The following is a 21785-nucleotide window of genomic DNA, read 5'->3' on the forward strand; positions in this document are numbered from 1 at the left end:
CCAACTTGGTAGACACGTCGTCACCGACCCATATCGGGCTGCAAACGATTTTGATCGGTCAACTGAATAGGACCATCTGCTTAAATGCACCCGACCGTCAAGCCGGTCATTTTGGTCGCCGATGCGATCCTCGATTGCTCAAGTCGGGGTGATCTGGTCCTCGATCCGTTCCTCGGCAGCGGCACCCCGCTCAAGAGAGCTTTAACCGTACGCTAGATGAAATGAGGGAGCGGTTACTCGCCGGACAACCATTTTGACGATGACATTGAGGGGAAATAAACGCCGATACACGTACTGAGCGACTATGGAATGACCGCTTCTGGCGGAATGAGTTGAAGAAGTCGGCGAGCTAATCGTTCGGGATTGACGAAGGGGCAAGCGCGGGGGGCTGGTGCTTAAGCGGGCTTCAAAGCAGGCGGCAGGATCAGCTTTGCCAGCCATTCGGAGGTTCTGGGCAGTGGCCGCCAGGAGCAACTCGTCCCGAGCACTAGGTGGTGTGGACTCTAAGCATTCCTTTTAGGCGCAAATCAGATTCAAGGCTTCTTTTTGGGAGGCAGTCTTGGGTGTGAAGGACCGTTTGGTTTTGAGCGACGCTGCGTGGGAGCGGCTGGCGCCGCTGATCATAGGTCGGCCCGACCAGCTCGACGGAACTCGACAACCGGATGTTCGTGGAAGGGGTGCTGTGGATTGTGCGCACGGGCTCCTCCTGACGCGATCTTCCAGAGGCGTTTGGGGATTGGAACAGCGTGTTCCGACGCTTCAGTCGATGGAGCATCAAAGGTGTTTGGTGGCGGATATTCGAAGCAATGTCCGATGATCCGGACTCGAATATCTGATCGTTGATTTCTCGGGCCTGTTCGTGGATTGAACGCGGGACCTTGCACGCAGGTAGGGCAACACCGCGGCTTCAATGCGCAGGCTTTACAGTCATGCTTGCTGCCGCGTAGAGCAGTGATGTCCCGTCATTCACCAAGGTCCCGGTAGAACTCAACACCTTACCGACTTGGGCAGACATAGAGATCGTGTTGGTAGGCGAAGTCGTCGCGGGAGAACGTCCCATCGTCGCGGGCGGCTTGTCGAACACCGGAATGTGCGGCTCAAGCGCATCTGGAGACGTTGCGGGCGGCGGAGGTGGCAGTGGAGGCACGCATTGGCGGTAGTGGCGGCGCCGGAGGACCCGCCGGTGCAGGCAGCACGGCAGCGTTGGCGGCAGCGGTGGCAGGAGTGGAGTTGGCGGTGCTGGCGGCTAGCCTGCAGTTGACGAACAGTGCCGTTTCATGAACTCCGCTTCAGGCACGATTGCACCGGCATACGCCACCGCGGTCGCACTCGATGTTTGATGCCGGCCCCAGCCGTCCGATCCGCGCCTTCGAGGCTGATCTGACGACGGAAGAGGAGGGCCTGGCCATGCTCGCAGGCGCCGGCGTCTGGCTCGGCCGGACAGTGCGGCGCGCTGCTGCTATAGGCGAGGCTTGGCCAATCACGAGCACCGATTAAAAAACAGTAAATTGTGCCTTGACTCGATGCATTACGCCAGATCGTATCTGCCGGTTGCGGCTGACAAAGAGGGTCTGGGGGATGGACGCAATTGCCTTGGTGGACGGGACGGGTCGTTGGTGGAACAAGGATTACGAACAGGATATGGCACGGTCATTTTGTTCGCAGATAGCCAAATTATTTCGCGGAAACCCAAATTACAGGCGAGGTCCTTCTGATGAAGGATATCGCTTCAACGAAAAGGCAGCTGAGGCAGTCGACCTCCTGCATGTCGCCCGAGGATTGGGAGCGACGCGATTGTTTCTTGCTGGCTACAGCCGCGGTGCCGCAATCGCCCTTGAAGCTGCTGAGCAGCTTTCAATCCGCAACGTTCAGGTAGACGGTCTTTTTCTGTTTGATCCGGTTACCCGTGCTCCAACCCGCGGTTCAGTTTGCGCGAAGTCGATACCGCAAAACGTGCGCTTTTCGCGAACGGCGTCTCGCTCACTTGATCAAGCTCTAGTAAAAAAATATGAGGGCGTCCTTCCGATGAAACCATATAACTTGGCGGCTCTTCCGGCGTTGCGTGGCAATCCGATCAGACCAGAGTTCGGAACGTTCACAGTCAGTCCCTGCGGCACAGGCGACCATCAATCGAAGACGTTCAAAGGATCGCATGGTGCTTTAGGGGGCGTTGGATGGGCAGACGTAGGGGAAGATGAAAATTGCCAACATGAGGTTGCAAGCTGGATGAACGAAGCCTTCATCTCACTTTCTTTAGGAATGAAAATACAGGCACCGCCCCTGACTGCTAGGTTTTGAACGTTCCGCGTGGCCAAAGAGTCGGTCTGCCGACGCAGTAATGGCCTTAGGAGAAATCTTGGTGATTTTGTCATGACAGAACATGATGTAAGCGAATAGGTTTGTGGAAGCGCGGGCATCGACAAACCATACGCAAGCCCCATGCTGCGCCGTAACAGCCTCATGATGATCTTTTGGACCCTAGCGGTTTGTGCACAATCTACCCAAGTGTCCAGGGCTGGCGCGCTAGAAAAGCCAGCATCCGGTCTGAGATGAACTCTAGAGTTGAAGTCCTAAGTGAGTACCACAACGATTGAATGCTCTACGTCCGCTGGGCTTGTTTCGAATCGGCACAAGAAACGCTGTAGAACGCTGTGATGCAGATTGACCAGCCAAGCCTTACGGCGTTGGGCGCTGCCCGTCTGCGCGCGGCGCATCAGCTACTAGACGGCGCTTCTATCCTAGTCGATACACTGGCCACACGGATCCTCGGACCCGACATCGAGAATGCGCTCAGGCACGCGCGCTTGTGCGATCATTTCTCTCGTTCTTATATGCCTGGACCGGAGTTGCGCTGGTTCATTGCCGCTCGCGCGCGCATTGCAGAAGATGCCCTGAAAGCCGCGGCGAATGAAGGTGCAGCCCAATTCGTGATACTTGGCGCCGGGTTCGATACCTTGGCCTATCGAACGCCGCTCGCTGCTCGTCTCCGCATTTTTGAAGTCGACCATGCAGCGACCCAAGCCCGAAAGCGGGAGATGCTTACGGCCGCCGCTATTCCGGTACCGCAGTCACTTTCGTACGTTGCTATGGATTTCGAACGGGAGACGCTGGCAGACGTCCTCGGATCAGCAGGCTTCGCGACTGCCGAGCGCACCTTCTTCAGCTGGCTGGGCGTGGTACCCTATCTCACCGAACCGGCGATCTGGAGAACGCTCGGATACATAGCGCAACTGCAAGGCGGAGCCGACGTAGTATTCGACTACTTGAATCAGACGGGATCCTTTACTCCGGTCAGCTGCGCCGAGTATCGGGATCTTGCGGCAGAGGTGACCGCGGCAGGAGAACAGATACAAAGCTATTTCGAAACCGCGCCACTGTGCGCAAAATTGAACATGATCGGCTTCAGGAGAGTCGAAGACACCAGCCCAAAGTCGATTGCGGCGCGCTTCTTCCCTGTAGCTACAAGCTCACAGCCCGACAAAGGCGGGCATATTATGCGCGCTTCGACGATTTGAGCTGGCAGCCAGACATTTCGACCCATCTAACGTATGGCTTGCTTAGAAAAGGCACGTCTTGGAGTAACCGGTCCAGGATGCTCCACGGGAACACCGCTGCAATTTGCGAGGGATCACCTGCTGGCTATTCGCTCGAACCTGATGGCTTGTTCCTCCTCCATCGTCTTGTCATTGATACCAACCAACCCGCGGTAAGGCGCAATTTTCGCAAGATTGATATCTTGCGTAAGTATGTGCGTTTTGATGTCAGGGGGAAGCTGCGCAAAGTTGCGGTGCGTCTTAAGCGCGTCCCTCAAATGACTACTGGCAAGGGTGTCGACGACGCCATTCCTGCCGACGTGGCCGCCCAAATTGAAATAGCTTGCTTTTGATGTCACGACCACTCGCCATTGATCCAGGCGCGGTTGCGATTCAAGCGAGAACGTCTTGACCTCGGACGTAGACGGCTTGTTGACCTTAGAATCGACTTTGGGTTCCGTCCGCTTTGCAACCTTGGGATCAGCCTGGGGCTCTACCTGTTTGGCAACCTTAGGATCGGCCTGCGGTTCTATCCGCTTTGTAACGCTCGGTGCCAACGTTTTCTTAGGTGGCGCGGACGCAGGGACCTGACTGGGCTGATCCTGTCCTTCGATCGGGAAGGTGCGGTCGGGGTCTATCAATCGCATCAGCGGAAAACTGAGCGCTTGTTCGGATGACCGCCCTGTAGCGAAGCCTGGCAGCTCATATGCGGAACGTTCCACAGGGCCCACATTGGTGAGCCTGGGTATGTCCTTCACAGTTGGTTGCTGACCGGGCCCGACTAGAGTGAATATTTCGAAGATCACCGCACCGGCTGCGAATGTCACTGCCAATACGGCACCAATCATTGGCCAATCCACAGTACCCGAAAACATAGCCCGGAGATTACGCATGCCGCTCTTTGGTGTGTGACCAATCCCGTTCGATAGCAGCGCTGTCCACGTCATACGCTTGGTCGACTTTATTGAATGCTATAGGGCTTCGCTTTGAAGGACCAACGAACCCCGCGCAATTGGCCCGTCGATTCATCTGGAATGCGCAATTCACTGGTCCATTTAGTTAGAAACGCGAGCACATCAGATTGAGTCCTGGCTTCCGGCGGTACGTCGGGCAGGTCCAATATCTGAACTGGTTGTGAGCTCAATATCGCCACGATCATGGCTTCGCCACTGGGCGGCGAGACCACGAATTCGATTCCACTACCAAAAGGATCCGTTGCAAGCGGTATCGTCAACACGCCGCCGGGCCTTACATAGTTGCCATTTTGCTTGTTTGCCCGCGCGAGCAACGCCGTGCTTGGATAGATCTGCGTGAGATGTCCGGTCGCGTCGACATCGACTAGCACCAGATAGCCGGGTTTCTTACTGCTAATTCGGAAGGAAACGCGGGAACCTACGCTGACGGTCTGGCCAGGCATCATATCGAGAGTGACTTCGGCCGGATTCACTACTTTCACAGCATTGAGATCGCTTGCGTCCATTAAGCGATCTGTGCTGGCCACTGGCGGGAAAGGCGTGGCCGCAGTGGTCGGCGTAGTCGGCTGCTTCAGCATTCCGCTTTCATTCGCACCTGGTTGCTCGCGCGGCGAAGGCTTTTCGGGAGCAGGTGAAATCACCGGTGGTGGCGATGCGGTCCCATCCAGAATGACCACTGCGGCGACGGCGTGTTGCGCTAATGCGTTCAATATCGCGCAGCACACGGCGATTTTTAGAGGGTCCGGCAGCGACATGCTTTCACCCTTAGGGCGCGGTAAAGAAACCGACCGATCCCACGCGGGCGTCGGGCGGAAGATACTTGTTCAGTATTTTGATGAGTTGTCCCGGCGCTTTCCGCCGATCAAGTTGCAAAAGCGATTGTTCGAGGTCGGCCAATCGCAAGGGCGACGTTACGGCAACGACCTGCTCGGCGCCGAATGGCTCACGTACGCGAAGCGGAAGCCGCAGGCTTCCGGCTGGGGGTATCGCAGCATCCTTCCCGATTGGATATAACATTTGAATTGTACCATCGCCGGATATGTCGAACAGGATGACCGAACGTCCCGAAACATCGGAGAGTTCAATCTGAACGAGATGGTCTTTTCGATACTGGCCATCGTCGGGCGTGATCCGAACAGTTTGGGGGGTCTTCGTTGCGATCTTCTTCAGCTCTCGGATTGCAACTGTCCGGTCGATGACGGACAAGAGGTCCTCCTTATCAACCCCGTAAGCGACGACATCGCCCCAAGAAATGACGTCGCGGGACTTTTGGTCCCAAATGAGATCGGGGTTGTCGATGGGTCGGACAATTTCGATCGTGGCGTCGCGAGAGGATAATTTGGGAAAACTGTTGGTTCGGCCGTCGAGCGCAGCTAGTCGTATCGGAACCGGGCGCTCAGGAATAATTGGCGCTGACGACGCATTTGGATTCTCGGTGGATCTTTCCGGAGTCGAGGCCGTAGCCAACACGGCCGGAGCAGAATTCGCATTAGCCAGTGTCGGCCCCTGCTGCGTTAGCTGAAAGACGACATCACGATCCACCGATCGACCAGGAGACGTCTTGGTGACTACGTTTTGGCGCTGATCTGACAACTGGTAGACGACTTGTCGCACGTTTGCGAACAACTCCTTCAACGTAACCTTGCCATCACGGTCTGCGTCGGCGCCACCTTCAAAAGCGCGCGCGACGGCATAACTCAATGCTCCTCGTAGCCCGTCAACGCCTGGGATTTTTACTTCCGGCGCCTTGGTATTGCGGTCGACCGCCGCGAGGAACGCGGTATGGTCGAGATCAAGATCGGCGACCGGATCAGATTCATTTGTCACAGGAGTCAGCTTGTCCACCGACAGGGTATATTTCGATACCTGCCTAAAGCTCATTTCCGATGCTCGGGGATCGATATCCCGCGCCATACCGCCGCCGTGACAGGTATCGGCGATGAACAGCACTTTGGCACCGCGCAATTCAAATTGCCGGATGAAATGATTGAATTCGCTCCCGAGAATTCGTTGTCGCGAGCCCTCGGCCGTAGGTTCAAAACCGGGCAAGAGAAATACGTCCTGAAGGCCGTCGGGCTCAGAGCCCTTGACGGTTTCAGGCTCTTGGGCACCGTGACCGGCAATCGAAAGAATGATGAGATCGCTTGCCGCCGTCCGTTGAACGAGATCGCTGATTTTCTGCAGTATGTTGGCGCGATTAGCCTGCGCGTCGATCAGCGTGACGATGTCGTTCGTCCCCATCCGTCGCAGCGATCTGTCGATATCTCTAGCATCCGCGACCGATCCTTTGAGCGGACGAACGTGTTCATACGCGTCGATGCCAATGATCAGGCCTCTTATGGTCCCGCCGTCTGGATTTTGCAGATATAAGGTGGTGGTCGATGGAGCCGCCAAGACCATCGATAAAGAGAATGCCGCCAAGGTTATGGCGGCGGAAACGATGGTGGCTATCGCGCGCATGGCTGGCACTTCAGATGCCTCATTGACGTATGAACTCGACGCGCCGGTTCAGGGCATAAATATCGTCTTGGCTAAGACCCGCCGAATCCATCACCTTGAAGGGTTGGCTTGAGCCGACACCTTTGGTTTCCATTGCCGTGCTCACCCCAGCTTCCTTCAAATACGCCGCGACCGCTTCGGCTCGTGCAGCTGAGAGCTTCAAATTGGTTTCGTCGCTGCCTCGAATATCCGTGTGGCCAACAAGTGTTATGCGCGCTGGGCGCTGCTCTTTGAGTGCATCGGCAAGTTCGCGAACGGCCCGTTCCCCAATTGGCGTAAACGTGGCCTTTGCATATTCAAACGTGATGGGCACCGGGACCACCTGCGGCGTGATTCCGCGAACTGAGCGCGAATAAATGCCGCCGATCGTGCCGTCGCGCTGATCGCGCGCGGTTTGGACGAACCGCATGCTTCCGTCAGCCATTTTCGTATTAGCTGACAGCAGGCGGGCCTGTGCCGAGCGAGCCAACAAACCCTCAATTTCGAATTTCTCCGGCTTGGAGGGCGTCAGGGTCTCGTTTTGAACGACAGCGATCGCGCGGTCGTAGGCTTCCGCAGCTTCTGCAAACCGACGCTCTCCAAATCGAATTTCGCCCAGGGTCGCCGACGCTTGCCACAATACCTCAGTAGTTTCCGCTGTGGTGATTAAGCGCTCATATTCAGCTATCGGCCGTCCGCGCGCCATCAGGATCTGGACCGCCGATAGACGAAGCGCAGCCAAACGTTGTTGAACACGGGTCTGGAATTGTCCGCAATCGGGACTTCCAGCGATCTTGTCGACCAGTGCTTGGGCACCAGTTTCCTGGGCCGTATCGATGGCTTGATTGAACTGCTCCAGCAACAAACTGCAGTCCGCGCTGAGGGCAGGGCAAATCGGGGCAAACAGGCATCCCAAAGTGGTCGCTACAAAACGATACCTTATCTGGACAATGCCTTTCAGGCTCATTTGTGCACCAAATGGTCGAGTGACGGACGCCAGCTAAGTCGGAAAAGTGCCATTATACTGCAAAGGCGAGCCGGCGACAAATCGCCGTCAGGGCGGGTGGCGTTTCCAGTTTGAACGATTACGATCGAGTGCTGCAAACAGGTCGCCATGCCGTTACTGCGTCCCGTGCAGTTTTTCTTCCAAAACGCCGGCCCAAACGGGCCTCGAATTAACCGAGGGTACCTATTGCGGAACACGTAGGGGTGCCGGAACTCACCAATCCCGATGGCACGCATCAATCGTTAGGTGCCGACAAGTAAGCAATCTTCCAAATGAATGAGAGATTACAGCCTCTTAGTATCACTATCACGACGCCGTTGAGCTTGTGCGCGACCCAGCAACAATACCGAAAAAGCAGGTGGATTCGGTTTCTCCGAGAGGGATCGATTACGCGTCAAACTGAACGCCTGCGCGTTGCTGGCACTGGCTGCATTCACCATTAAGCGTCTGTGCATGTTGAACGTATTGCGTTCTGGACTACCTCCGCGATCAACCGTGCCGCCTTGCGCCTCCACAGTGCCGCCAAGATGGCCGCCTGTAGGTTGTCCCTCAATTACTTATGCTTTTTCTTTGGCGAGGCAGACCCAATTGGCTTCACTACTTCCTTCTTTTTGGCTGCGACAGCTGTTGTGTCTTGCTCGGCTTTGTACGAGCCTTGTGCGACAACCGTGTTGTCGTCCGCCAGACCCTTGAAGCGCACCGGCTGATAACCGCGAGACAGTAGCGCCGCTAACGGGTAGACATTTCGACAAACTCTGCCGTTGCAGCCGCCGGTAGCTGATTCCATGACCTCGGCCTTGCGGTCGGGAGTGAAACGCAAGAACAGCATCACGTGCGAGCCGGGCTTGTTCAGCGCGTCGCCCGGACGCAGGTCCCAAGGATTTCCGACGGATTTTGCAATCGCCGGGATGGCCGCGGTCGTATAATGGACCGAAAGACCCCAAACGGCGCTCACAAACGCCGAGCAGTCAACACCTGCGACATCGTTTCGCGGCGTATTGCGGGTGCACACATTGCCCGCCTTGATGCCACGCGCCATTTGCACCCGGAAATTTTGCAGCGAGCCGTGGCAGCCCCAACAATACGGCACTCCGCGCACCTGTTGTCCGACCTTGCCCTGCAGGTACCATGGCCGCCTTATCCGGTTGAAGCCTGAGCAGGTCGTGTCAGGATCGCTGCCGTAATTCTGCGGCGTGAGAGGCCATTGGATGCCTTCAAACGCGAAGGCGGTTTCAATGGCTTGTTGACGGTTTGACGGACGGACGGCAGCGATCGCGGTGAATTTGCTTGGTAGTGAGACCGTGGCGAGTTGCGGGGGACGGACGTCGATGGCTTTGACACCCCGAAGTGTCCGGAATCCGACGCCGACAACATCGACACCCGCTCGGTCGATGCGCAGGAAATACACGTCGCCATCGCCAGAGATTGTAACGAACCGGCGGGTTAGGGGTGTATTGGCTAGCGGTAGTTCATAGATGCCTTCGAGTTCACCGCTTGGCGTATAGCGGGCGACGAATGTGGCGGCCCCTGAAGAGGTGCCTGGAATGTTTTCGCCCAGAATGTAAAGTCGATTATTATTGTCAATTTCGAGAAATTCGACCGCGCCCAGTTTATCGCGCACACGTAGGCGGATTTGGGCGACCACCGCGTTGTCTTCCATCGTGCGTACTTCGACGAGCACGCTGCTCTCAGTCTTTTCAGGGATGATGTCCGCAATGACAGAACCGCGGCCGCGCGAGGCGACATATTGTCGGCTCGGCTTGCGGCCCTGCTTGACGGTGACTGCGCGCGTATTTTGATCGAGTACATCGAGCGCATTCCCTGGCGGCTGCGATCCCATTTGCGCGAAGGCGGATGTCGCAAACCTGTCATCGACTGAGCGTGAGCTGATGTCCTCCAGTTGGACGGTCGTTCCGCCCACGCCACGGGTCGATGTCGGCTCGCTGGAGACCTTGAGGGTCCGAATTCCCCCGTCCCATACTAGAATCTCGTCTTTCCGGACTACCAGGTCATTAGGCTGCACACTGCCAGGCATCACGAGAATGCTGGGTTCTTCGATCGGCCGTTTCGGATCGAAACGCACGATCCGCTGATTGAGCTGGTCAAGCAAAAAAAGATTACCTTCGCTATCCGCCGTCAAGGCCTGAGGGCCAGTCAATTCGACGTCCGCGCTGGCGTCGGCGATTCCTACCGAGCTCGGTGAATTCCCGCCGTCAAAGCGCTTAATAATCACGTCGGCGGACAGAGCGGTGCGTGGCCACAGGACGGCACACATGGCGAGGAGCGCAAAGCTAAAAAAACTTTTCCGCTGTTGCAACATGGTCACCAGCAAAATCGATCAAAAATCTAGCAGTGACCTTATCGCGTCGGACGGAAAGTCAGCAACAGGAAAGGAAAAGCGAAAGAGCGCCATCTCGGCGAACGGCGACCATGGTTCTACCTTTGCTTGGAGGCGGTTGCGGTGCGCGGCCCCACCGAAGTCTGCCCTGATCGAGGCGTTGTTCGTTGGGTAGTCGCGTTAGGGGAGGATACCGAGTGCCGTCCCCATTGGTACACAGCTCAGCGACGGCAGGTTGAGCGGTAAGCGCCAGCGGAGAATTCGCCGCAAATTAAGGGTCGCACGCCACCGGCGGCCCAATCAGATAATTTGTCAGGGAGCGGCCGGTATCAATTTTGGTGTGGCTGGAAGGTCACAATTGCGAAACCGATCCACCGGCAACATGTTGCTCCAAAGACACATTCTGGGTTCCGTCAAAAAAGCCGTTTGCTGGCAAGGAACCTGACCTGTCCAATCAAAGACATTGATCAACAATGTTATGTTACCGTGAAAACGCTTAGATGCAGGCCCAGCTCACCGTTAATTCCAAAACCTTGGGTGGTTATGAGGAGTAATAATGAAGCGAGCAAGCCGCCGTTACGCTGTCCTCTTTATAGTGCTTTCATTGATCGCGGGCACTAGATCCGCGCTATCGAACGATACGGCAGCGGAACTCTCAATCGGAGGGCTTCAGTTTGCGCGTTCTGCCAGCGTTATCATGAACAGCGAACTGCTCCAGATTTCGCTCACTAGCGTGCGCGTTCGATATCAGTTTGTGAATACCGGGACAGCGCCCGTCGCACTTTCTGTTGCTTTTCCGCTCCCTGACATCGACCTCTCTGAAGGCGAAAACATCGCTTTTCCCTCGAGCGATCCCGTTAATTTTGTCGATTTTGAAACAAAGATCGATGGCAAACCAACGAGCTTTGCGATCGATCAGCGCGCGTTCGTGGGAAAAAATGACGTCACGTCTGTTTTGAAAGAACTCAAGCTTCCGATTCTGCCGCTCGGCGGGCAGCAACTTCGATCGCAGGATTTATCCGAGGCGACCCGCAGCAGGCTGGTAGAAAGGGGACTACTGACGCAGATGGGAAGTGATGAAAGGGGACGTCCGCTCTATCAGCCGACATGGCTGGTAAAAACCGCAGTAGTTCGTGAACAACAGTTTCCGGGCGACCGCCCAGTTACAGTCGAGCATGCTTATCGACCGATCGTTGGTGGTAATTCGGATACGATCTTGAGGAAAGCGCTGCGGCAAAACAAAGCGATGTCGCAAGAACTCGAAAAATACCGCAAGGATTACTGTATTACAGACGCCTTTTTGGCCCAGCTGGACAAGATTGCAGGCGGAGGTCAAGCCAACAAGGCCATGATTCAAGAACGACGCGTCAGCTATGTTCTCAAGACCGGTGCAAATTGGGCCGGGCCGATCAAAGACTTTCGGCTTCTCGTTGATAAGGCCGGAAAAGAGCTTCTCGTCAGTTTCTGCACCGGCAGCTTAAAGCAGTCCTCTGAAGGCGCCCTGGAATTTAACGCAACTGATTTTACGCCAGATCGCGACATCAAACTTCTGTTTTTGGGCCGATTCTAGGGTCTGTATGAACGGACCTACTGAGCGATATCATGCGCCCTCGAGAGGGCGACGATGGCAATCGGGGTCGCATGTGTTCTTCATAGTCACGGACGCGCGTCTATTTCTGAATGGTGAAATATCGCGCCGACGCATTCATCGTGATGTTGGAGCGCTGCGCCTCGCTGAGCGCCTGGAAAAAAAACTGATCGGCTGAAGTAGGGCGGGGTTGTCTCAGCGAATCTAGGACGCGAGGTGTCGTGACCGCCATGAGAAGCTGCGGTGCGTTCATGCGGGGGGCATCAATGTTGCTGGAGAACGAGAGAGCATCGGTGCCGGGCTTCAGTAGATAGGATACATTCTGGACCTGCCCGTCATCAGTAATCAGCAGCAGTTCCACGACACGGTTCGCAAAATTTTCAATATTTCCGGCGAGAGCTTCTCCCGGTTTCAACTTGACGGAGTTAAGCGAAATTCGTGGTGGGCGAGTGCCTTCGCGAAGTCGATTCAGGAATGACACTGCTGGGCATTGTGCCGGCGTAACGAGCCGGACACCAATCGAGGGTTCAAATCCCTGGCTTGCCCGGAACGCCTTGTCCAGGGAGTCGAAGGGCGTTGTCGATGCGCCAAAGCCTTCCAGAACGGCCGCGCTCGCGCTAACCGCAACAGGCGTTACAAAGAAACATTCGCCGCCTTCATACTGTTGAACGAAGCGACGAACGACGTCAGTCCGCACCGGAATTTCGTTCGGCAATTTCGTAGGCATTGCCGGAGGCTCTTTGCGCGTTTCAGCCTGGGTGGCTGTCGGAACCGGAATTTTTTTGTCCGATGGCTCTTGAGTTAATTGTGGGGCCGGTACCGATGTAACCTCGGTTGGAACGAGCCAGACATATTTGTAATATGCAACTCCAGATGCAATCAGGGCGGAAAGTGAAAGGACGGTGAGCGCGCCGTATCGAATCCATGGTCGCATGCGTCCGCTCGACGAGGCCACTTCGACGATCGAAGCATCGCGGCGTTCGGACGAATTTCCCGAAGCATTCTTTGCTAAACCGACCTTCCAATTCTCGATTTCAGCCATGGTCAGACGATTGGCAGGATCCGGCTGGAGCATCATCTCCAAAAGTGGACGAATTCGAGCATCGACCGCGCCCAAGTCAGGGCTCCGGCGACGCTTTTCCACAAGCTGAAACTGCGTCCCGCCCATATCGAGCTTCGTTCCGGTCAAAGCGTAGAAAAGCACAAGTCCGAAACTATAGACGTCGGATTTGGCGGTAACATCGCCACCGAAAAGGCCGACCTGCTCCGGCGACACAAAGTTGTGTTTACCAGCAAAACCATTTCCAATGATCGTTGCATCGTTGAGCTGAGTTGAACGAGCGATACCAAAATCGATGATCTTGGCGCGGGCGACATCGCTCTTCGGAACGATGATGTTATCGGGGGAAACGTCGCGATGTGTGATGCCACGCTCATGGGCCGCGTTTAGGCCTGAAGCGACTCTCCGCATCAACCGAAGCAAGGCCTCGAACGTTAGTGGCCCTTCAGTCAACATATCAGCGAGCGATCGGCCGTCGACGAATTCCATTGCCAAGTAAGGCCGCTGTAAAACCGGTTCGACTGTGAAGACGAAATACCGGACGATTGCGTCGTGCATGAGATAATGAAGCGCCGAAGCTTCCCGGCGAAACAGCGCGAGCGCAGACTCGTTCGCGGCCATATCGGGGAGTAGCATCTTGATCGCGACGGCAGTGCCAGTCTGAATTTCGTGGCTCTTGTAGATTTCGCCCATACCGCCGACGCCAATTAGGTGGTCGATTTCGTAAATGCCGTTGAGTCGGGTCCCTGGCGGGATCCGGTGGTGCGCTGTCTGAAGCGGATCCTTGGGATTCACGCGTTCACTCCCAATCGTTGGTGGCGGGAGGATTTTGCAGAATCGCGGCCGGTACGGTTTGTTCTCGTTGTGATTCTGGCCTTAATGGCCGAACGACGACGACTGTCACATTGTCAAGACCTCCTCTTTCGAGTGCAAGCTCGACAAGCGCAGCGGAAGAAGTTTGCGCGTCGTGGGCCGAAACGCATTGCAGTATTTCGTCATCAGCTACGTGCCTTGTCAGCCCGTCGCTGCAAAGAACGAAAATATCACTGTCTTCAAATGCTCCGGAAACGAACTCGAGTTCTGGATCGTCCTGAACTCCTACAGCTCGCGTGATGACATTGTTGGGCCAATCCTTGGCTTCCTCAGGAGTAACCCCGCCGCTCGCCAATAGCTCCTGAACCTCCGTATGGTCGCGAGATACCTGTCGAATAATGTCGCGCCTTGCCAGATAAAGACGACTGTCTCCAGCCCAAAGGCATGCATAGTGATCCTCCGAGAACAGCAGGATTATTATGGTGGATCCGATAACCACGCCGCCGCGCTGTCCCCTCATCTCGATAATTTGCTGATTAGCGAGAACTACCCGGTTTTTGGTTTCTTCAAGGAGCTGAATGGCGGAACTGGTGGCTGAGATAGTATCGAGAGCCGTGACAATAAGGTGGCTCGCTAACTTCCCGGCTTCATGTCCTCCCATACCGTCGGCGATTGCCCAGATGCCCAGGTCGTTGCGCACGAGATGAGAATCCTCGTTTCGCAATCGAACTTTGCCCGGATGAGTGGCGGAACCTGCGTCAAACGTGAAGGCGTTCATCGTTCCTCCGCCGCAGCTTGTCAAGCGCTCTCGATTTCATCGCTCACCAGCGCACCAGTGAGCATGATCGAGTATCGAAACGGATCCGGCATTCCCCGTGAACATAGTGCCATCGGCGAGAAGTCTCTGCCGCCTTCTGTCCACCAGAAGGTCGCGGCCGCTGAAGCTCCGTGATTACCTTGACGCAGAGCAAGCAAGGAATCCTGGAACGCTCCGCCGGAGATAACAATCCCCAGCATTGTCTTGCCGATCGCGATGGTCCCTGTTGTGGTGCCGACTTCGGGTTCGGCTATCGGCACCGGCATCACATCAAGGGCCGTGGAGATACTCTCGAACGAGTTGGCTTGATCGAGAGTCGAAAGCAGCAATCCTTCCGCCGCAGCGAACCAGTCAGCTTGAATGTTTAGATCCGGCGGCGGGATCGAGTACGACGGGTCGGCCATCGCCAGCAGTGTCAATGGATAATAGCGTCCCACCCCATCCACCGATGGCATGATTGCACCTAGCACTGTCGCACCGCAAATGTCGGCGCCGAGCCAGAACCGCCAAACCGGAGCGGTAAGGAACGCACTCTGCCATTCCGCAGCGAGTTGATGGCGGCTCGCTGACATGCAGGCCTGGACCCAAGGCTCCCATATCCTCAGAAAATCATGCGGTGTGGCCAACGCAATGTAGTCGCGCTTGGTGCCGAGTTTTCCAAATAGACCGCACCGCATGGCCCATCAAATACCGCTTGGACAGCGGAACTCCCTTAGTGCGCTGAGATTCAGCGGATTTTTGATAGAGCCGGTCGTGATCTGGTATTTGAGTTCCCGGCCGGCAACAATGAAGGTGGTATTAGCAGTTTCCGCACGAACCGTCATCGATCCGGCCTCCAAGATCCTAAACATTGACCATGGGCCGGTGCGTTCCAGCACGGATGGCTGGCTCGAAGCGTCGTTGGTGACGGAAATTGCGGTTTTCATCGATGGTCCGGGCCACACCACATTCGTCGGCGCGACGCTCGCTGAGGGCGGCGGAGACGGGGCCGGGCCGGGCGTCGTTGCCGGCCCAACGGGGCTCACGATGGGAGTGCCACCCAATTCGATTTTCGCGCTTACGCCCGCACCGCTAATTGTTGGGGGCAGTACGGAGAGCGCGACCATAGGCTGGGTGCCTCCATTCTGAAAAAACGCGTCTCGGATATAGGCGGCACGTTGAAACTGCTTGAGAGTATCAGCTGAGAGCGTATTACCCACGGCACTTTCTTTCCGCCATGCCCAGTCCGTTCTCGAAGTGTCGGCATAGGGGGCGAGCAACTGGGAAAAAAACTTGTCCAGCACGCCGTTTGGACTGAACAATTTGGAGAAGTCTCCCAGCGGTACGTCTTGATTGCTGCCGCGGGAGAACGGGTAGCGATTGGTAATGACTTGCTGACAAACCGGCGTGACCTGATCGCGCAGTGCCACCAGCAATTGGCCCGCCGTTGACGCCGCCATGTCGCCCTCGAATTCGGCCGCGGCGCCGCGCAGCATATCTGAAAACGGTGGTGGAATTCGCGCCGCATTATTGCGGAGCGCCGCGACCTGAACTTGCAACGCTGCATTTGCCTGCGCGGTCAGCTGAGGATTTTCGATGATCAGCGTGAGGCTTTGCGCAATGTCGTTCAGATTTGCGACGATCGAATCGATAGGCTTTCGAGTGCTGTCGCCATCCAGAACGGCATGATACGGTTTGAATTGAGCCTCAATCTTGGCGCCAGGTGGCCCATCCTGCGTGTTGAATAAAAGTGCCGACGTTACCGTCTTCAAATTGGGCGGGGACGTCGCATTGCCGCTATTTGCCGGCTTTTGACGTTCACGAGTCAATGTCGATTCATCGCGTATCGATTCGAGTATTAGCCGCAACGGAGAGCTTGGTGCGGAGACCGCACGCAGGGCCTGATATCTAGGCTTATCGGCAAGAAGCTTCTTCATTTTCAGCTTTGCCAATGCACTCCGCCAGGCGCCAATAAAATCGTTGCCATAAAGGTCGAGCAAATTGCTGGCCAGATTATCGTACTGCTGATTAAGTGACGCTTGCCGACCGGCTTCACCCAGCAACCATCGATCGCGCTTCATTCGTTCTGAGAGATCGCCCAACTTTGCGATGAATTTCTCGTGGAAGCCATAATAGGTGAAAAACGCGGGAATGCTGATCGTGTCGAGAGATTGGCCTTGATCAGCTTCAAACACGTTTGAAACATCCAGGCCGCCTTTGCGTGAAAGCATCCAATCCTCGCTCGCTGGCCCTCGCGCTTCCGATTTCAGCAACTGGTAGGCTCGCTGAGAAACGCTCAAGCGTGCCAAGGTCTTCTGGGCTTCGGCTACAAGGTTCCCGTCGAGTTCGACCAGCGGCGCCCGCTCGGTCTCAAGCTCAAACATTGCCGCCAGATGTTCTTCAAGTAGTCGTCGGCCTTCCGCATTGGTCGGTCCGGGATAAAGATTCTCGGCCCAGTCGCGTTGCATCCATGATTTTATCAGTGCCCGATCCGGCGGCTGGACGCCTCCGAGCATCATATAAACCTTCAAAGGCTCATAGATGAATCCTGCGTCGGCGATCCTTGCATTGAGCTGCTCCTCCAGACGGTACAGTAATCGCGGGCGGAACAATCGCTCGAGTGCCGTATGATAGGCGCTTTGGGCTGACGATTGCAGGCGGTCGCGCTGACTCAGACCGAACCCCGCCGAAGTCGGAGTTGGTGAAGCGCGGTTGCCGTATCCTACCGGAGTATTCCTTAGCCGATGGAGCAGAGGCAAGACTTTGTGTAGTTCGCGGTCGTCAATTAAAGTCTGCTGTATAAGAGGGCCTGCCGCCGCCGCATATTCGTCGTCGGCTCGCTCGTTTTGCTCGATCAGGTCCCGATTGTACTTGAAGCTGGTGAGCCAACCGATTGTCAGTCCGATGGAGATGAGTCCGACCAGGGTCAACGAGATTGTTTTGAGGATCAGTGCCCGCCTGATTGCAGCCCGATCAGTCGAAACCCAGTCAGCCTCTCCGATAATAACCTTTGAAATCAGATCCGTCAGAAAATAGCTTTTCCCGACTCCCGAATAGCCAGCGCTTGAAACCTGTTCTGCTCCGAAAGTGCGAGCGAGCGATCCTATAAGCTGATCGATCGGGGTGCCTTGCTGGGTTCCTGACGCAAAATAGAAGCCCCGCAGTGTTGCGTTCACGTGATAGCGGGTTGGCTCGAAAATCTGATTGAGGAAATTGAACACCACATGCTTGAGATGCGCCATTTGCGTGGGAAAGCCGAATAGCGAAACCCGATAGTTGGGCGACGGCTCTTCTTGCAGCCGGTCGATCTGATCCTCACTGAGCCACTCCAGCAATTGATCGAACTGGTTGGGTATCTCGCCGACGAGATTCTTCTTCTTGGTAGCAGTTTGAAAAGTTGCTCCCCAGACCTGGCGGCGACCGGCCTCGTTCAGATAGCTGAAATACTCGGTAAAGCCCGCAACCAGATCTGTTTTGGTAAATAGGGCGTAGACCGGAAAATCCACTTTGAGGCGCTGATGGAGGTCAAGCAGTCGCGCGCGGATCGCATTGGCGTGTGCGGTTATTTCGGCTGCCGGCAAAGTCAGCAAATCTTCCACGCTGATCGCGACGATTACTCCGTTAATGGGTTGGCGCGGGCGACTTTTCTTCAAGAGGTCAAGAAAAGAGAACCAGCTCTGCTTATCGGATTTTGCATCGGAATCTTGCGTCGTGTACCGGCCAGCGGTATCAATCAACACTGCCTCTTCAGTGAACCACCAGTCGCAATACCGCGTTCCACCGACGCCAGCGATAGCCGCTGGCGTCGCGCCCTGAGAGAGCGGAAACTTCAACCCGGAATTCACGAGCGCGGTCGTCTTGCCGGCACCCGGCGGACCGATAATGATGTACCATGGCAAATCGTAGAGATATCCGGAGCTGCCACCGCTCGCAGTTTTCAGCGTCTTCAGCGCATCCGCCATCCGCTCCTTAAGCACAGGCTCGTCGTTGACCGGTTCGTTTTCAGCGGTGATGGCTTCGGAAATTTGCTTTGCGGCCTTCCGTCTTCGATAAAATGAAAAGGTGCCGAAACTCGCCACTCCAGCCACGAGCAGGACAACCGCTATCTGGCGGATGATCGGATTATTGAGAGGACGCCAATCGCCAATTGCGACCAGCGGACCGGCAAAATATATCAAAGACGTCAGCGATCCGAGACCGATCCCGATCAGGACTATACGAACAATTTCCTTGCTAAGCGTCATTCCTGTCGCCTTCATTATCCCGACTGTTATTCACTTCGCGCGATGAATATTTCGACGCGACGATTGTTGGCGCGTCCTGTCGGTGTAGAGTTCGTGTCGATCGGTGCGTCAGCTCCCTTTCCTTCAACTTCGACTCGACTGGTGTCGGAGAGACCCCGCTTCAGTACGGCGGCAGCGGCCTTGGCTCGCTCGAGCGATAGTTCAAAATTTGACGGGAAACGCGCACTTCGCATTGCAGTATTGTCGGTGTGGCCGACTACGCGGATTTTCCCGAGCTCCTTTTCTAACGTGGCAGCGAGACGTGCAGCTACAGGTTTGAATTGCTCGAGAACAGTTGCTTGCGCTGACTCGAACAGAATGAGGTTGCAGACCCGGATGACGATGAAACTCGCGGTCTGATCGGCGGTCATCTTGCAGGAAGTGTTTTCTGCCGCGAGCGCATTACGAATTCGCTGTAGCTGCGTAATTCGCTCCGGGGGCGGAGGTGGGGGCGGAGGAGGCGGGGGAGGCGCGATGATCTTTCGCTTCAGTTCGATCTTGTCGGATGGGTGCAGCGATAAGGCCACCTGTGCCGCTTTCTCGGCATTTGAGGTCAACCAGGTGCGTAAGGTAACGAAACCCGCAAAAAGAAGTGCTGCTGCGACGGAAGCAACCAGCCAGATCGGAATACGAATACGCTGCCGGCGATTTCCTAGTGCCTGGCCGCGCCAATGCGGCGAAAGATCGCGCATGACCTTGGGGCGAACCTGGCGAAGCAGCTCGTAAAGGTTACGCTGGATCAATTGCAGTCCGGCTACGCCACCCGCTGAGGTCCTGTGCATACCCTGGAAGCCAAGCGCAAGGCAGGCATGCTGCAACTCAAGGATGGGATAGTTGACCAGCGGATCCTGCTTAAGCCGATCCAGAATTTCAAAGAACCGCACACCGCCCACTCGTTCGCCGAAAAATCGGCTGAGCATGCTGTATTGAGCCCAGACATGTCGCTCGTCCGTGGGGATATGCTGAACAATATCATCGGCGGTCGCACAAAGAATATATTTGGCGGTGTTTGCCTGCTGCTCGGAAGTACCTGCGGACCTAATGTCGGTTTCGAAGAATTTCACCGCATCAGAAACTTGGTCCATCAAACTCGCGAACGACGCACGCATGAGCGCGATGCGAAGACGTCCCAACAATTGAAGGAGCGGCCCGGCGGCTCGCATAATTGGATTGGCGTTCGGTGCGACGAGATCATCGACAAGCAGTATCGGCGCCGCGGGTCGCTGTTGCTGGGCCGCAGGCACATTCTGCGAAGAAATCCATTCTTCTGGCGCATGACTGGATGGAGCCGCAGCGAATGGCGAGGAAGGTGCGATGACCGGCGCGACGGGTGGCGGTATCGGCTGGTATTGGGACGCCGTGGGATGGGATGACGCGGGAGAGACGGAAAGCGGGCTTGGCGAGAATGGATTTCGGGCGTCGGGAGCGGACTCCCGTTGCGCGTCGGGGGATGAATAGGGAGAGGGAGGCTGGGGCAGCCTTCCGCCCGGATTGGGACGGATGATGGTTCGCTCACCACGTCCAAAAGGATCTATTGGTTTGTCCTTTTCACTCATCGTCGATCTTCAAGGATGGCCCAGAGGTACAACTCGAGTGCTGGCCAGTCTCCGGAGAAATGCATGCCGATGGACGCTGCGTTGCTGAATTCTGGCCAGAGCGGCGACTTTCTGTCCAGATAAAAATAGACGTGGTCGGTAATGGCCCGGATATGCGGTGGCGGCGTCGGCAGGTGGACCAAAGGCAGACCGGGGAGATTCGCGTGAACAATTTCGTTCATCTTGGTGTTCGGGCCGACCTTAAACAGGTGCGGGAAATCGTTCTGAATTTCGACGAGCGGTCGACGAGCAGCAACCTCGAGCACGAACGTTGCGTTGCGAAACAAACTTCGATCGCGAATTGTGGAAATAAACGCGTTGTTGGCTCGTTCGATGATTTCGAGGCGAATGGCCCTGCGACCGAGGCGTGCGCTCAGAAAATCTTGGAGATCGCGCATTACCGGCCCGAAGACGTTCTCGAGATCGTCATGATCGTAAGCGGGATAATCACGCGCTCGTCGCTCGGGTGTCGCGAAAGTCGCAAGCTCACCGACTAGTCGCAAGAATTCCTCAAACAGCCGTTCAGGGTGCAGGTAGCCGGAGGAGCTAAAGTGCTTCAAGACCGCAATGTGGCGGTTCAACAGTTGCAGGACCAGATAATCAGCGCTCTGAAGGCCTCCCCCGGCGGTTGGGTCGGCCGCATAGCGTGCCAGTTCCTCAAGCTTGTTGTCTATCCATCCGATCGCACGGTCGATCCAGCCATTGACCACCGGATGTGCGCTGCACAGCAGCAAGGGGGGCACATATTTTTCGTCAAATACGATCTGCTTGTCCCTTACCTCGAGGATGCGAGTCATACCTAGGCCGATATAGCCCGGCTTCGCTGATTTGCGAAGATCATAACCCAGCCGGGGGAAGGCGACGTCAATCTCTTCTTCGACGCGAAGGGTCGAACTGGAATCAACGAAAGTTTCAGCGTTCATCACGAAACGAGCTGCACTTTCAACGTCGCGCTCATCGACCTCGCGCGTGTTAGCGGCGGCGACCGGGATTGATAGCCAGACAATTTGTTGCGATGCGGTGTCCGGAATCACGATGGGTGGGGGCAGTGGACTATCGGCAGGGATTTCGAAAGGAGTACCGTCCGGCATAACGCCGGCGGCTCGCCGAAGCCCAAATTTGCTTTGCTGTGCAAGGTCTCGGTCGACCTCCAGATAAGAAAATCCCCATGGATAGGGTGTCGCGTAGCGAACCCGCGACGTGAGCAGATGCTCATGATAGCGGTCATTCTGCTGAAAGTGCTGTGGCCGTAAGAACAGCCCCTCCGTCCATGCCACCTTCGTGTACCAGGACATTCTTGATCGTTACCTATCTATCGGTG

The 21785-nt window shown here is 56.0% G+C and carries 15 protein-coding genes and 1 pseudogene; 5 read left to right on the plus strand and 11 right to left on the minus strand.

What is annotated here, in order from left to right; all coding sequences use genetic code 11:
* The first annotated feature begins 84 nt into the window (after positions 1-84).
* From JQ575_RS31920 to JQ575_RS31935, 4 genes and pseudogenes are all read left to right on the plus strand, one after another.
* Complete coding sequence (locus JQ575_RS31920) at positions 85-216, plus strand: DNA methyltransferase (protein WP_212037153.1); 132 nt, start codon at positions 85-87, stop codon at positions 214-216.
* A gap of 343 nt (positions 217-559) precedes the next feature.
* Positions 560-844 (plus strand): annotated as a pseudogene (locus tag JQ575_RS31925) (transposase); the annotation flags it as partial.
* A 734-nt stretch (positions 845-1578) separates the two neighbouring features.
* Positions 1579-2298: an alpha/beta hydrolase fold domain-containing protein gene (locus JQ575_RS31930; protein ID WP_212037154.1), complete on the plus strand. Its 720-nt coding sequence runs from the start codon at positions 1579-1581 to the stop codon at positions 2296-2298.
* 356 nt (positions 2299-2654) lie between these two features.
* Complete coding sequence (locus JQ575_RS31935) at positions 2655-3515, plus strand: class I SAM-dependent methyltransferase (RefSeq protein ID WP_212037155.1); 861 nt, start codon at positions 2655-2657, stop codon at positions 3513-3515.
* Positions 3516-3628: 113 nt separating this feature from the next.
* On the opposite strand, the gene JQ575_RS31940 is transcribed toward JQ575_RS31935, so the two are convergent.
* The 5 genes from JQ575_RS31940 to JQ575_RS31960 form a co-directional block, all read right to left on the minus strand.
* The gene (locus JQ575_RS31940; RefSeq protein WP_212037156.1) at positions 3629-4381 is read right to left on the minus strand and encodes a hypothetical protein; all 753 of its coding nucleotides are present in this window, start codon (positions 4379-4381) and stop codon (positions 3629-3631) included.
* A gap of 113 nt (positions 4382-4494) precedes the next feature.
* On the minus strand, positions 4495-5262 hold the full coding sequence (locus JQ575_RS31945) for a DUF4384 domain-containing protein (protein ID WP_212037157.1): 768 nt from the start codon (positions 5260-5262) through the stop codon (positions 4495-4497).
* A gap of 10 nt (positions 5263-5272) precedes the next feature.
* Positions 5273-6967, minus strand: coding sequence for a caspase family protein (locus JQ575_RS31950; protein ID WP_212037158.1), 1695 nt, complete (start codon positions 6965-6967; stop codon positions 5273-5275).
* A 19-nt stretch (positions 6968-6986) separates the two neighbouring features.
* On the minus strand, positions 6987-7952 hold the full coding sequence (locus tag JQ575_RS31955) for an OmpA family protein (protein ID WP_212037159.1): 966 nt from the start codon (positions 7950-7952) through the stop codon (positions 6987-6989).
* A gap of 592 nt (positions 7953-8544) precedes the next feature.
* Positions 8545-10311 (minus strand): hypothetical protein, encoded by a 1767-nt coding sequence (locus JQ575_RS31960; protein WP_312016061.1) that lies wholly within the window; start codon positions 10309-10311, stop codon positions 8545-8547.
* Between the two features lie 574 nt (positions 10312-10885).
* Here JQ575_RS31960 and JQ575_RS31965 point away from each other — a divergent pair.
* A complete protein-coding gene (locus tag JQ575_RS31965) occupies positions 10886-11899 on the plus strand; it encodes a DUF4424 domain-containing protein (protein WP_212037160.1) in 1014 nt (337 codons plus the stop codon).
* Positions 11900-11999: 100 nt separating this feature from the next.
* Here JQ575_RS31965 and JQ575_RS31970 read toward each other — a convergent pair whose 3' ends face one another.
* Genes JQ575_RS31970 through tssK form a run of 6 tightly spaced genes read right to left on the minus strand, consistent with a single transcriptional unit; the run spans position 12000 to position 21759 of the window.
* Positions 12000-13772, minus strand: a complete 1773-nt coding sequence (locus JQ575_RS31970; protein WP_212037161.1) for a serine/threonine-protein kinase — start codon at positions 13770-13772, stop codon at positions 12000-12002.
* 4 nt (positions 13773-13776) lie between these two features.
* Positions 13777-14568: a PP2C family serine/threonine-protein phosphatase gene (locus JQ575_RS31975; protein ID WP_212037162.1), complete on the minus strand. Its 792-nt coding sequence runs from the start codon at positions 14566-14568 to the stop codon at positions 13777-13779.
* A gap of 20 nt (positions 14569-14588) precedes the next feature.
* Positions 14589-15284: a type VI secretion system-associated protein TagF gene (gene tagF / locus JQ575_RS31980; RefSeq protein WP_212037163.1), complete on the minus strand. Its 696-nt coding sequence runs from the start codon at positions 15282-15284 to the stop codon at positions 14589-14591.
* A gap of 6 nt (positions 15285-15290) precedes the next feature.
* A complete protein-coding gene (gene tssM / locus JQ575_RS31985) occupies positions 15291-18830 on the minus strand; it encodes a type VI secretion system membrane subunit TssM (RefSeq protein WP_212037164.1) in 3540 nt (1179 codons plus the stop codon).
* A gap of 26 nt (positions 18831-18856) precedes the next feature.
* Positions 18857-20425, minus strand: coding sequence for a type VI secretion system protein TssL, long form (gene tssL / locus JQ575_RS31990; protein WP_212037165.1), 1569 nt, complete (start codon positions 20423-20425; stop codon positions 18857-18859).
* Positions 20422-21759, minus strand: coding sequence for a type VI secretion system baseplate subunit TssK (gene tssK / locus JQ575_RS31995; protein ID WP_212037166.1), 1338 nt, complete (start codon positions 21757-21759; stop codon positions 20422-20424). The genes tssL and tssK overlap by 4 nt, the downstream gene beginning before the upstream one ends.
* Positions 21760-21785 lie beyond the last annotated feature (26 nt).

Source organism: Bradyrhizobium sp. JYMT SZCCT0428 (assembly GCF_018131075.1).
In the GTDB taxonomy this organism is placed as follows: Bacteria; Pseudomonadota; Alphaproteobacteria; order Rhizobiales; family Xanthobacteraceae; genus Bradyrhizobium.

What these genes read in the sequence shown, in the direction of transcription:
- tssL (WP_212037165.1), bottom strand. Translation starts at nt 20,425, where the DNA reads ATGAGTGAAAAGGACAAACCAATAGATCCTTTTGGACGTGGTGAGCGA.
- JQ575_RS31945 (WP_212037157.1), bottom strand. Translation starts at nt 5,262, where the DNA reads ATGTCGCTGCCGGACCCTCTAAAAATCGCCGTGTGCTGCGCGATATTG.
- JQ575_RS31930 (WP_212037154.1), top strand. Translation starts at nt 1,579, where the DNA reads ATGGACGCAATTGCCTTGGTGGACGGGACGGGTCGTTGGTGGAACAAG.
- JQ575_RS31960 (WP_312016061.1), bottom strand. Translation starts at nt 10,311, where the DNA reads ATGTTGCAACAGCGGAAAAGTTTTTTTAGCTTTGCGCTCCTCGCCATG.
- tssK (WP_212037166.1), bottom strand. Translation starts at nt 21,759, where the DNA reads ATGTCCTGGTACACGAAGGTGGCATGGACGGAGGGGCTGTTCTTACGG.
- JQ575_RS31955 (WP_212037159.1), bottom strand. Translation starts at nt 7,952, where the DNA reads ATGAGCCTGAAAGGCATTGTCCAGATAAGGTATCGTTTTGTAGCGACC.
- tagF (WP_212037163.1), bottom strand. Translation starts at nt 15,284, where the DNA reads ATGCGGTGCGGTCTATTTGGAAAACTCGGCACCAAGCGCGACTACATT.
- JQ575_RS31940 (WP_212037156.1), bottom strand. Translation starts at nt 4,381, where the DNA reads ATGATTGGTGCCGTATTGGCAGTGACATTCGCAGCCGGTGCGGTGATC.
- JQ575_RS31920 (WP_212037153.1), top strand. Translation starts at nt 85, where the DNA reads ATGCACCCGACCGTCAAGCCGGTCATTTTGGTCGCCGATGCGATCCTC.
- JQ575_RS31975 (WP_212037162.1), bottom strand. Translation starts at nt 14,568, where the DNA reads ATGAACGCCTTCACGTTTGACGCAGGTTCCGCCACTCATCCGGGCAAA.
- JQ575_RS31965 (WP_212037160.1), top strand. Translation starts at nt 10,886, where the DNA reads ATGAAGCGAGCAAGCCGCCGTTACGCTGTCCTCTTTATAGTGCTTTCA.
- tssM (WP_212037164.1), bottom strand. Translation starts at nt 18,830, where the DNA reads ATGACGCTTAGCAAGGAAATTGTTCGTATAGTCCTGATCGGGATCGGT.
- JQ575_RS31935 (WP_212037155.1), top strand. Translation starts at nt 2,655, where the DNA reads ATGCAGATTGACCAGCCAAGCCTTACGGCGTTGGGCGCTGCCCGTCTG.
- JQ575_RS31950 (WP_212037158.1), bottom strand. Translation starts at nt 6,967, where the DNA reads ATGCGCGCGATAGCCACCATCGTTTCCGCCGCCATAACCTTGGCGGCA.